The organism is Streptococcus sp. 339, from assembly GCF_013277285.1.
In the GTDB taxonomy this organism is placed as follows: domain Bacteria; phylum Bacillota; class Bacilli; order Lactobacillales; family Streptococcaceae; genus Streptococcus; species Streptococcus pseudopneumoniae.
Map to the genome: position 1 here is coordinate 1 of NZ_VMMR01000081.1, position 10,712 is coordinate 10,712.

Here is a 10,712-nt window from a genome sequence, read left to right on the forward strand (position 1 = left end):
CTTTTAAAAGTGTTTTGATTGTTTGGATTTCTTCTTTAGTTGATTTCATATTACTATTATATAATGCTTTTTGATTTTAGTCTAGTATTAATCCCAATTTTCCATTATGAATACAATAGTAAATGGTTGAAATTCCCACGTTAACCCCTTTAGCCATAACCATCATTTCAGGAGAAAACTTTTGATTATGATAGTGGAGAATCTTTTCCTTTAGTTCTTTGGTTAAGCTTGATTTCTTGACCGAGCGCCTGCGATTGTTTTCATAAGACTGTTGAGCATAGTCGGTAGAATAAACCTCTTTGAAGCGCCCTTTTCCAAGACATTGTCAGACTGTCTCACGCTTGATTTCAGTGTGGATAGTTTGAGGAGCTTTTCCAAGCAAAGAGGCAATTTCTCTATTTGATTTTCCTTCTTTTGTTTGGCTTTTGTAGTATAATTGTCTTGCATCTCTGTGCCTTTCTTGTGTTTGTGGTTGAACAACAAGTATAACACAGAGGTGTTTTCTTATGCCTAGAAGAGCTTTCATTTTTTTCAAAAAAGGTTGAAAAAACACCTTTGTGAGATGAAATACCCTTCAAATACCGTATCTCCCAAGTGAAAATCTCACAAATTTCTTAAACTTTGAGTCAAACTTCACATATCTAATCCATATCGATAGTTGGACAGAACTCACTTCTATGGTATTATCCTATCCCCCTTCCAAATGTCAAGCAAAAATGACAAGTATTTTAGAAATAACTCGCCATTTCATTAACTTTCTACTATATTAAAAAAATGTGACCTCATAGCAAGGACTCAAACTCAGCGACGCTCATACCCAGCTGATGGCTGGCAACCTCGGAAGTCAGAAGTCCTTGGCGAACCATATCCAGAAAGGCAAAAAGTTTCCCACGTTCCAAGCCTTCTTCTCGCCCTTGTTCAATCCCTTCAGCTCGTCCACGTTCAAGACCACGCTCCAGTCCCTGTTCAATCCCCTCTGCACGACCACGCTCTAAGTCTTTTTCCTCCGCTTGTTCCAATGCATAGTCATGAGCGAGTAAGGCTTGTTCTTCACGCATACGTAGTTGACTAAACATTTTCCTGTCCTCCTCGGACCAGCTCTTGTAATCTAGCAGTTGGTCTGCTTGGCTGATGGCTCGCTCGGGGCGCTGGGTAAAGGGTTTATTCCCGAAAAACTCCAACCATGGCTTGCGAACGCTATCCTTGCTGGTTTCTCTGTATTTTTTAATTCCAAGAATACCATCTTGACTAGATGGTTTTCCTGTCCATTGTTTGTGATGGTTAAGACTTCACCTGTCGTTCCCTCTCGCATACTAAAGCTATGAAAAGCTTAATCATCCTGAAAGTAATTACTATCCACAATAGCTATTGCGTATACTGATGCGATGTGTTTATAACTTTGGTGAGCGTTTCCTTCTTATTGGCGAATTTTTTCTAGATTTTGATTGACCTGACTGCACAAGTAAGCCCACAGGAGATTGATGAAAAAATTCTGATGATGAACTTGAATTTCAATGATTACTTGGGTTCCATTATCCAACTCCACCAAGACATCAATACTGGTATAGAAATCTTGTGCTTAATAGGGCAGAGAAGGCAAGACGTGAATATTACTTCCCTCCAAAATGGTCACATTTTTGGCTGGTAAATCCAACATATCGCGGATAAATTGACAAGTGATTTCTGGATTGCTAAAGATTTTCTTAGCGTCCAAATCATTGGTTGAGCTAATGCCCGGATGTCTGAGAATCATTCTTTCTCTCCTTTCATTATAGCACATTTTTAAATCTAGGTTTGCTAGATTCACTGCTTCTATCTATAGTAAAATGAACCAAAAACAGTACACAATGTTGTATAATCTTCTTATGGCATATTCAATAGATTTTCGTAAAAAAGTTCTCGGCTATTGTGAGCGAACAGGTAGTATAACAAAAGCATCACAGGTTTTCCAAATCTCACGTAATACCATTTATGGCTGGTTAAGGCTAAAAGAGGGAACAGAAGAGCTAAACCATCAAGTAAAAGGAACAAAACCAAGAAAAGTTGATAAAGATAGACTTAAAAACTATCTTACTGACAATCCAGACGCTTATTTGACTGAAATAGCTTCTGAATTTGGCTGTCATCCAACTACTATCCACTATGCGCTCAAATTTATGGGGTACACTCGAAAAAAAAGAACCACACCTACTATGAACAAGACCCAGAAAAAGTATCCTTATTTCTTAAGAATTTTAATAGTTTAAAGCACTTAGCACCTGTTTATATTGATGAAACAGGATTCGATACTTACTTTTATCGAGAATATGGTTGCTCATCAAAAGGTCAGTTAATAGGAGGTAAAGTCTCTGGAAGAAGATATCAGGGGATTTCTTTGGTTGCAGGGCTAACAAATGGTGAGTTAATCGCTCCAATAACTTACCAAGAAACAATGACGAGCGACTTTTTTGAAGCTTGGTTTCAGAAATTTCTCTTACCGACATTAAATACACCCTCAGTTATTATTATGGATAATGCAAGATTCCAATAGAATAGCTAGAATAGAATTCTTGTGTGAAGAGTTTGGGCATAAACTTTTACCCCTTCCTCCCTACTCACCTGAGTACAATCCTATTGAGAAGACATGGGCTCATATCAAAAAGCATCTCAAAAAGGTATTACCAAGTTGCAATACCTTTTACGAGGCTCTTTTGTCTTGTTCTTGTTTCAATTGACTATATTTATTCGGAAAAAAGACGAAAAAACCTGAGAACCATCTCAGGCTTGGTCATTAAATTTTTTTCTCAATACCGAAAAGTGGAGAAAGTGGTCGTTTTTCATGAATACGTACGATAGCATCCCCTAGAAGATGAGCGATTGAAATCTGCTCAATCTTATCAATCAAACGCTCTTCTGGCAGATAGATAGTATCCAAAACAACCAATTTCTTAATAGCTGATTTTTGGATATTGTCCGTAGCAGGACCAGAAAGAACTGGGTGCGTACAGCTTGCATAGACTTCAACAGCACCAGCTTCCGCAAGAGCATCTGCCGCATGACAAATCGTTCCAGCAGTATCAATCATATCATCAATCAAGATACAAGTCTTGCCTTCAACCTTACCGATGATGTTCATAACTTCACTAGTATTCATCTTATCAACGCTACGACGTTTATCAATAATAGCGATAGATGTTTTCAAAAATTCTGCCAACTTACGAGCACGAGTCACCCCTCCATGGTCCGGGCTGACAACCACATAGTCAGAACCAACCATACCACGACGCTCAAAATAATCTGCAATCAGAGGAGCGCCCATCAAATGATCCACAGGAATATCAAAGAATCCTTGAATTTGCGCAGCATGCAAGTCGATGGTCAATAAACGATCCACTCCAGCTACTTCAAGCATATTTGCGACAAGTTTTGAAGTGATTGGCTCACGCGCTCTCGCCTTTCTATCCTGACGTGCATACCCATAGTAAGGCATGACAACATTGACAGATTCTGCACTCGCACGCTTCAAAGCATCCACCATAATCAAAATTTCAAGCAGATTGTCATTTACAGGCGAGCTAGTTGATTGTAGGATAAAGACGTGTTTCCCTCGGATTGATTCTTCGATGTTGACCTGAATCTCTCCATCTGAAAATTGGCGAACACTTGATTTCCCCAACTCTATCCCAATCTCCTGCGCCACACGTTCTGCCAATTCTTTATTAGAAGAAAGGGCAAACAGCTTTAAATCAGAAAAAGACATGATTTCCTCCGGTATATATGTATCGCTTGTGCTTTTCACAAGATTTTCCATCTACCATTGTAGCGCTTTTTGCACTATTTTTCAATCAAAAATAAAAGAAGGGCACCATATTTGTACCCTTGCATCATTCTTTTGAAAAATATTCTAGGTCATCAACTCATTGTGTTTCTCAACAAAGCAATAAGCATGATAAAAACCATAGAGAGCAATAGCCGTAACCACTGGAATCACTAAAGGCAACTCTGTCTCCAATTCAACAAAAGGAGAGTTAAACAAGAAGTGAGTTCCCAAGGCTAAACCTAGAAAAATAAGACCCTGTTTCTTGCCAACCTTCTGCCCTTTATAGGCTCTGTAAAGCAAGTAAACACCTACTACAGCTAGATCTGAAAAAGTCCAGTGAGAGGCAATTCCTGAGATGATACGCTCTAAAATTCGCGAAATAGTAAAGTCAAAGCCCTCTGGCAAATCCGTACGAATATAACCAATATCCTCAATCATTTGGAATCCCAAACCGGAAGCAATTCCAAGTAAAAACAAAGATTTTAATTTTCGCACAGGAATCAAAGCCAAAACAAAAACAAGTGTCAATAATTTCAAGGGTTCTTCTACCAAAGGAGCCACAATAGCACTTTCAAAGGCATTTAAAAATGGACTATCTGGGAAAAGCATACCCAGCAAATCATGGATATAGGTATTCGCAAAGCTAGATAACCAGCCTGAAAGGAACATCCCACCCAATAAAGACAAAATCAAGGCGTTCTTTGGGAATTCCCATTTTTTCCCAATACGGAAGAGAAAATAAAGAGCCGGAATCATGTAAAAGAGAGCTAGAAAGATAGAAACTCCCATTAGTCCATATTCCGCACCTGACCTCGAACCGTCCGTATAGTAGATGGTTTCATACTGTAAACCAATACATAGCAATAAAATAAAAATAAATAAAATACTGCTTTTCTTCATACACTTTCTTTCTAAATGAAGTATTTATAATTCTACGACTGTCATACTTCCTGTATCAACATTGTAAATGGCACCAAAGATAGTGACATCGTCTGGTATTAGGGGAGACTCGATAAGCAGTTGCATATCCTCGCGTACACTCTCTTCTATATCTTGGAAGGGCAAGAAGTCCTGGTCTGACACATCTACACCTAATTCCTCTTTTAAATACTCCTGAAAAGGTTCATTTTCAAAGGTCTGAGCACCACAGTCTGTATGGTGCAATACCACAATCTCTCTTGTCCCCATTTGTTGCTGGGAAATAACTAGCGAACGAATCATGTCTTCAGTCACTCGACCACCTGCATTCCGCAAGATATGAGCATCCCCAAGTGCCAAGCCCAGAGCTTGTGCAACGTGCAGACGAGAGTCCATACAGGTCACAATAGCTACTCTTGTTTTGGGTTTAAGTGGCAGATTTAACTGCCCATGTAAGGCAACATAAGCCTGATTAGCTTGCATAAACTGTTCAAAATACGACACGATTCCCTCCTTGAAAATTTGATAGTCAAATATTTCTCCTATCTTATCATTTTTAAGAGAATTTGTCACGGATTATGCAAAGACCTTTTTCAAAACTTCCTGAATCGTTGTCACGCCAATGACCTGAATTTCCTTAGGCAGAGTGATTCCTGTCAAGGAATTCTTAGGTACATAAATCTTAGTAAAGCCCAGTTTAGCAGCTTCGTTGATGCGTTGCTCAATACGATTCACGCGCCGAATCTCTCCTGTCAAACCAAGTTCTCCTACAAAACATTCCTGAGGATTAGTTGGCTTGTCTTTATAGCTCGAAGCAATAGCAACTGCAACAGCCAAGTCAATGGCAGGTTCATCCAATTTAACACCACCAGCAGATTTGAGATAGGCATCCTGATTTTGCAAGAGAAGCCCTGCACGCTTTTCTAAAACAGCCATAATCAAGCTAGCACGGTTAAAATCAAGGCCTGTCGTCGTACGCTTGGCATTTCCAAACATGGTCGGTGTCACCAAAGCCTGAACCTCCGCCAAAATCGGACGCGTCCCTTCCATGGTCACAACGATTGACGAACCAGTCGCTCCATCCAAACGCTCTTCTAGGAAAACTTGACTCGGATTAAGAACCTCAACCAAGCCACCTGACTGCATCTCAAAAATCCCAATCTCATTAGTGGAGCCAAAACGGTTTTTGACCGCTCTCAAAATACGAAAGGTATGGTGACGCTCCCCTTCAAAGTAAAGTACCGTATCCACCATATGCTCCAACATACGAGGCCCAGCTAATGTTCCTTCCTTGGTCACATGACCTACGATAAAGATGGCAATGTTATTGGTTTTAGCCAGCTGCATAAGTTCAGCCGTCACCTCACGCACCTGAGAAACAGAGCCCTGCACCCCTGAAATCTCAGGAGACATAATAGTCTGGATGGAGTCAATAATGAGAAAGTCTGGTTGGATACGCTCCACCTCAGCACGAACACTCTGCATATTGGTCTCTGCATAAAGATAAAACTCACTATCAATATCACCCAAGCGCTCTGCTCGTAGCTTGATTTGCTGAGCAGACTCCTCCCCACTGACGTAGAGAACAGTCCCCACTTGGGACAACTGGGTTGAGACTTGTAGGAGAAGGGTTGATTTCCCAATTCCAGGATCCCCACCTATGAGGACGAGACTTCCTGGTACCACTCCGCCTCCAAGTACACGGTTGAATTCCTCCATCTCTGTCTTGGTTCGATTGACATTGATGGAGGTCACTTCAGCCAGTTTCATGGGCTTGGTTTTCTCACCTGTTAAAGACACACGCGCATTTTTGACCTCGACAACCTCAACCTCTTCTACAAAAGAAGACCAAGACCCACAGTTGGGGCAACGCCCCAGATATTTAGGTGAATTATACCCACAATTTTGACATACAAATGTCGCTTTTTTCTTTGCGATGATAAACCTCTTTCTATATCTCTAATTCACACTCAACCACTTGGCAAAAATCAATCTTCTCATTTGGCACAAACTGGCGCATGAGCATTCGATGAGCAACAACTACCACAGTCTGATATTCTCGATACTTAGCCATACATGCTAGAAAACGAGACTTCATCTCCGCAGCTGTCTCATATCGAATAGGACTATTAGAAAGTAACTCCCCCTTATTTTCTAGAAACATAGTGCGAGCTTTTTCAAAATTATCTGTGCCACTTTCATAGACCTGCCATTCATGTAATAATGGCTCCACTCTCAAAGGAAGTCCCGTAGCACAAACCACATAAGAAGCCGTTTCTAAAGCTCTTGTGACTGCAGAAGATACGATTATTTCAGCTGAAAAGAGTAAAGGATTGGTGCTCAGTTCCTGAGCTTGCTGCCGTCCCTTCTCAGATAAGGGCGCCAAATCTATCCCAAATCCCGTATAAGAACGCTCCTCTAACTCACGATAATCTGGCTCCCCGTGACGTACAAAGATAATCTTCATTCTAGTGCCCTGTTGAACCAAATCCACCAGTTCGAACGCCATCAGCCGCATCGCCATCTGCAATTAAGAAAGGAGCAAAGACAGCCTGAACAATACGTTCTCCAACTTCAAGAACAACCTCTTGGTCTGTGATATTCTTCATCTGCGCAAAAATATGCCCCTCGTTTCCAGGATTTCCATAATAATCCCCATCAATAACGCCAACTGAATTAATTAAAACCAAGCCCTTCTTACGAGGGTTTGAAGAACGATCATATAGGTAGAGAACCTCTGTCGGTTGCATATAAGCCTTAACCCCTGTCGGAACCAATACAATCTCTCCTGGCGCAATAACCGTACGCACAGCAACCTTTAAGTCGTAACCAGCCGCATGAGCTGTCTCACGCTTGGGCAATAAATTCTCATCTGTAAAACTAGAAACCAATTCAAAACCACGAATTTTCATCATCTTCTCTTTTCTATTATCATTTATTCTAGATTATTCTATCTTATTTATTCGGAAAAAGCACGAAAAAAAGAGCACACAATTCAAATCGCTTAGGGCTGCTGGATTCCTCCCCTGACCCGCTTCACGCAGAACTGTTGCTCCACTATTTATTATATCACATTCCTATTCATTTTAAAAGCAAAATTATTTTTTCCGTCTATTTCTAAAAAAGTCCTGCATGATAGCTGCGCAGTCATCTTCCAAAATTCCTATTTCAACCTCTACACGATGGTTAAGACGCTCATCTGTCAAGATATCGTACAAACTTCCAGCAGCGCCAAATTTCTGGTTTTTAGCCCCATAGACCACGTTTGGAATACGGGCAAGCCCAATCGCCCCACTACACATGACACACGGCTCAATGGTCACAAAAAGTGTGCAGTCCAGCAAGCGCCAGCTCTCCTCACTCAAGTTCGCATCCTCTATGGCCATAATCTCCGCATGCATAACCGCTCGCTGCAGTTCCTCACGCGCATTATGCCCACGGCCAATGATTTCTCCGTCCTTGACAATCACACAACCAATTGGAATTTCATCGTGTTCAAGAGCAATCTCAGACTCTCTCAAAGCTTCCCTCATAAAGACTTCTTTTTCTTCAACTGTATAATTCATCAATTTCCCTTTTACTACTTATCGATTTTATTATTATATCATGAATCCCAAGACAAAAAAAGCCACCAAATGCGGTGACTTTATAGGGAGATTATTATGAAAAAGAAAAGTTTAGGATATTCGTTACAACAAGTTAGGAGGTCTTCTTGTAACTGTCTATAGTATACCCGACCTATCTTAAACAAATCTTAAAAATCTCTTAGGACCAAACACTTTCTAAAATATTTGTTTGTTCACGACCAGGACCCACTGAGAAAGTAGAAATACGAACGCCAACCAATTCACTCACACGACGAACATAGTTACGCGCATTCTCAGGAAGATACTCCAAATTACGAACTCCAGTAATATCTTCTGACCAACCTGGCAACTCTTCATAGATAGGTTTGCAACGCTTCAATTGCTCAAGACTAGCTGGATAGTAGTCAATACGTTGACCATCAAGATCATAGGCCACACAGATTTTCACAGTATCTAAACCACTCAAAACATCGATAGAGTTCAATGAAAGATTAGTAATACCAGAAACACGACGGCTATGGCGCATCACAACTGAGTCAAACCATCCCACACGACGTGGACGACCAGTTGTTGTACCATATTCATGACCTACTTCACGGATACGTTCTCCCACTTCATCAAACAACTCAGTTGGGAAAGGACCGTCTCCTACACGACTCGTATAGGCTTTACATACACCTACAACCTTGTCAATCTTACTTGGACCAACACCAGAACCAATTGTCACACCACCAGCCACAGGGTTTGAAGAAGTAACAAATGGATAGGTCCCTTGGTCAATATCTAGCATAACACCTTGTGCACCTTCAAAAAGCACACGTTTACCATTATCAAGCGCATCATTCAAAATGACGGACGTGTCTGTCACATATTTCTTGATTTGTTGACCATATTCGTAATATTCTTCAAAAATATCATCGAAGACGATAGCTTTACTATCATACAATTTTTCAAAAAGACGATTCTTTTCAGCAAGGTTACGTTCTAAACGCTCACGGAAAATGTCTTTATCCAAAAGATCGGCGATACGAATTCCCACACGAGCAGCCTTGTCCATATAAGCTGGACCAATTCCCTTGATTGTAGTCCCAATCTTATTGTCGCCCTTAGCTTCTTCTTGCAAACGATCTAACTCGATATGATAAGGCAAAATGACATGCGCGCGATCAGAAATACGCAAGTTATCAGTTGTAACACCTTCCTCATGAAGATAGCTCAACTCTTTTACAAGAGATTTAGGATTTACAACCATACCATTCCCAATAACAGAGATTTTTTCAGGGAAGAAAATCCCAGATGGAATCAAGTGCAATTTAAACTTCTTACCATCAATCACAATCGTGTGACCTGCATTATCACCACCTTGGTAACGTGCAATCACTTCTGCATTCGCTGAAAGGAAGTCTGTAATCTTCCCTTTACCTTCATCACCCCATTGGGTACCTACAACAACAACTGAAGTCATAATCTTGTCTGAGCCCTCAGGCTCTTCCTTTCTCACATACATGGCAGGACTCTCACCTGCAATTATATCTTACAATTTATTATAAGAAAAAATCGCCTTTTTATCAAGAAGAAACAATAGAAAGATTTGCTATTTCCAACTATTAAAAAATGATTTAGAAAAATAAGCAGCTATTTATTATTATCTTTCCATAAAAAAGTAAATTTGTTCGGAAATTAACTCAGACTATCTCAACAAGAAATAAAACCTTGTTTCATTATCATCTTTTCAAGATACAAACGATAAGCAACACGATAATGGTAAACGATAAAATCCCTACGACACCCAATACCATATCTCACTAAATAATAAATTAAAAATTTAAAATGAAAATGTTCCCAGTCAAAATGATCACCAAATACAGTACCATACTCTTCTTCAATATTTCTATAAAAATCCGCCATCTGCTCATAAATTTTTTGTAACATGATCAAATACTCCTTTTCTTTTTTATGAACTTATTCTAACAAAAAATTTTAATTAATCATTAATAATTCCTGAATTGTACAAATACCAACCTCAATAAGATAAAAAATAGGAAAAGTTGACAGAATAGGAACAAATTTACTACCTAAATTAGACTATTATAGACCTTATTAACTGCGTTAAATACTAAAAGAGAGTTGAGGTAAAAATCTTAAAATAAGAAAAACGCATAGTATAGTTGCTTAGTTTCAAACAAGCATGCTATAATAAAGCTATGGCATATAGTACAGATTTTAAACAGCGAGCATTAGATTACATCAAAGAGGGGCACAGCCATGTCGAGGCAGCCAAGGTTTTTGATGTCGGCGTCAGAACTCTCTTCACATGGAAAAAGAACTTACGTGAACAAGGACACTTAGAGATGAAAAAGCGAGTCGTCAAAAACCGAAAGATTCCTTTAGAGGAATTGAAAGCCTTT

General features: G+C 39.8%; 10 protein-coding genes, 1 other RNA gene and 3 pseudogenes. 2 read left to right on the forward strand and 12 right to left on the reverse strand.

The genetic code is table 11. The annotated features are described in order from the left end of the window. Nucleotides 1-88: 88 nt before the first annotated feature. Nucleotides 89-487, reverse strand: a pseudogene (locus tag HT736_RS09195) (helix-turn-helix domain-containing protein); the annotation flags it as partial. Between the two features lie 295 nt (nucleotides 488-782). Then, nucleotides 783-1,753 (reverse strand): annotated as a pseudogene (locus HT736_RS11810) (PD-(D/E)XK nuclease family transposase). A gap of 112 nt (nucleotides 1,754-1,865) precedes the next feature. Here HT736_RS11810 and HT736_RS09210 point away from each other — a divergent pair. After that, nucleotides 1,866-2,714: pseudogene (locus HT736_RS09210) on the forward strand (IS630 family transposase). Nucleotides 2,715-2,770: 56 nt separating this feature from the next. On the opposite strand, the gene HT736_RS09215 reads toward HT736_RS09210, so the two are convergent. The 10 genes from HT736_RS09215 to comW form a co-directional block, all read right to left on the reverse strand. Beyond that, on the reverse strand, nucleotides 2,771-3,739 hold the full coding sequence (locus tag HT736_RS09215; RefSeq protein WP_000010164.1) for a ribose-phosphate diphosphokinase: 969 nt from the start codon (nucleotides 3,737-3,739) through the stop codon (nucleotides 2,771-2,773). A 144-nt stretch (nucleotides 3,740-3,883) separates the two neighbouring features. Beyond that, entirely contained in the window at nucleotides 3,884-4,699 is an 816-nt protein-coding gene (locus HT736_RS09220) for a PrsW family intramembrane metalloprotease (RefSeq protein ID WP_050236577.1), read from the reverse strand. Nucleotides 4,700-4,723: 24 nt separating this feature from the next. Further along, nucleotides 4,724-5,221, reverse strand: a complete 498-nt coding sequence (locus tag HT736_RS09225) for a carbonic anhydrase (RefSeq protein WP_007285146.1) — start codon at nucleotides 5,219-5,221, stop codon at nucleotides 4,724-4,726. A gap of 72 nt (nucleotides 5,222-5,293) precedes the next feature. Further along, nucleotides 5,294-6,658 (reverse strand): DNA repair protein RadA, encoded by a 1,365-nt coding sequence (gene radA / locus HT736_RS09230; protein WP_162199288.1) that lies wholly within the window; start codon nucleotides 6,656-6,658, stop codon nucleotides 5,294-5,296. 10 nt (nucleotides 6,659-6,668) lie between these two features. Continuing rightward, entirely contained in the window at nucleotides 6,669-7,226 is a 558-nt protein-coding gene (locus HT736_RS09235) for a histidine phosphatase family protein (protein WP_162199287.1), read from the reverse strand. After that, nucleotides 7,186-7,629, reverse strand: coding sequence for a dUTP diphosphatase (locus HT736_RS09240; RefSeq protein ID WP_000701986.1), 444 nt, complete (start codon nucleotides 7,627-7,629; stop codon nucleotides 7,186-7,188). The genes HT736_RS09235 and HT736_RS09240 overlap by 41 nt, the downstream gene beginning before the upstream one ends. 56 nt (nucleotides 7,630-7,685) lie before the next feature. Beyond that, nucleotides 7,686-7,783: signal recognition particle sRNA small type (gene ffs / locus HT736_RS09245), an RNA gene on the reverse strand. Nucleotides 7,784-7,815: 32 nt separating this feature from the next. Continuing rightward, the gene (tadA, locus tag HT736_RS09250) at nucleotides 7,816-8,283 is read right to left on the reverse strand and encodes a tRNA adenosine(34) deaminase TadA (RefSeq protein ID WP_001110115.1); all 468 of its coding nucleotides are present in this window, start codon (nucleotides 8,281-8,283) and stop codon (nucleotides 7,816-7,818) included. Between the two features lie 199 nt (nucleotides 8,284-8,482). After that, nucleotides 8,483-9,769 carry an adenylosuccinate synthase gene (locus HT736_RS09255; protein WP_014017167.1) on the reverse strand — a complete coding sequence of 429 codons (1,287 nt, stop codon included), beginning with the start codon at nucleotides 9,767-9,769 and terminating at the stop codon, nucleotides 8,483-8,485. A 230-nt stretch (nucleotides 9,770-9,999) separates the two neighbouring features. Beyond that, nucleotides 10,000-10,236 carry a sigma(X)-activator ComW gene (comW, locus tag HT736_RS09260; RefSeq protein ID WP_023937504.1) on the reverse strand — a complete coding sequence of 79 codons (237 nt, stop codon included), beginning with the start codon at nucleotides 10,234-10,236 and terminating at the stop codon, nucleotides 10,000-10,002. A 272-nt stretch (nucleotides 10,237-10,508) separates the two neighbouring features. Here comW and HT736_RS09265 point away from each other — a divergent pair. Then, on the forward strand, nucleotides 10,509-10,712 hold a 204-nt coding region (locus HT736_RS09265; protein ID WP_172930972.1), incomplete at its 3' end, for an IS630 transposase-related protein.

Coding starts and splice junctions, on each gene's coding strand:
- HT736_RS09215 (WP_000010164.1), bottom strand. CDS start 3,739: ATGTCTTTTTCTGATTTAAAGCTGTTTGCCCTTTCTTCTAATAAAGAA.
- HT736_RS09220 (WP_050236577.1), bottom strand. CDS start 4,699: ATGAAGAAAAGCAGTATTTTATTTATTTTTATTTTATTGCTATGTATT.
- comW (WP_023937504.1), bottom strand. CDS start 10,236: ATGTTACAAAAAATTTATGAGCAGATGGCGGATTTTTATAGAAATATT.
- HT736_RS09235 (WP_162199287.1), bottom strand. CDS start 7,226: ATGGCGTTCGAACTGGTGGATTTGGTTCAACAGGGCACTAGAATGAAG.
- tadA (WP_001110115.1), bottom strand. CDS start 8,283: ATGAATTATACAGTTGAAGAAAAAGAAGTCTTTATGAGGGAAGCTTTG.
- HT736_RS09255 (WP_014017167.1), bottom strand. CDS start 9,769: ATGACTTCAGTTGTTGTTGTAGGTACCCAATGGGGTGATGAAGGTAAA.
- HT736_RS09240 (WP_000701986.1), bottom strand. CDS start 7,629: ATGAAAATTCGTGGTTTTGAATTGGTTTCTAGTTTTACAGATGAGAAT.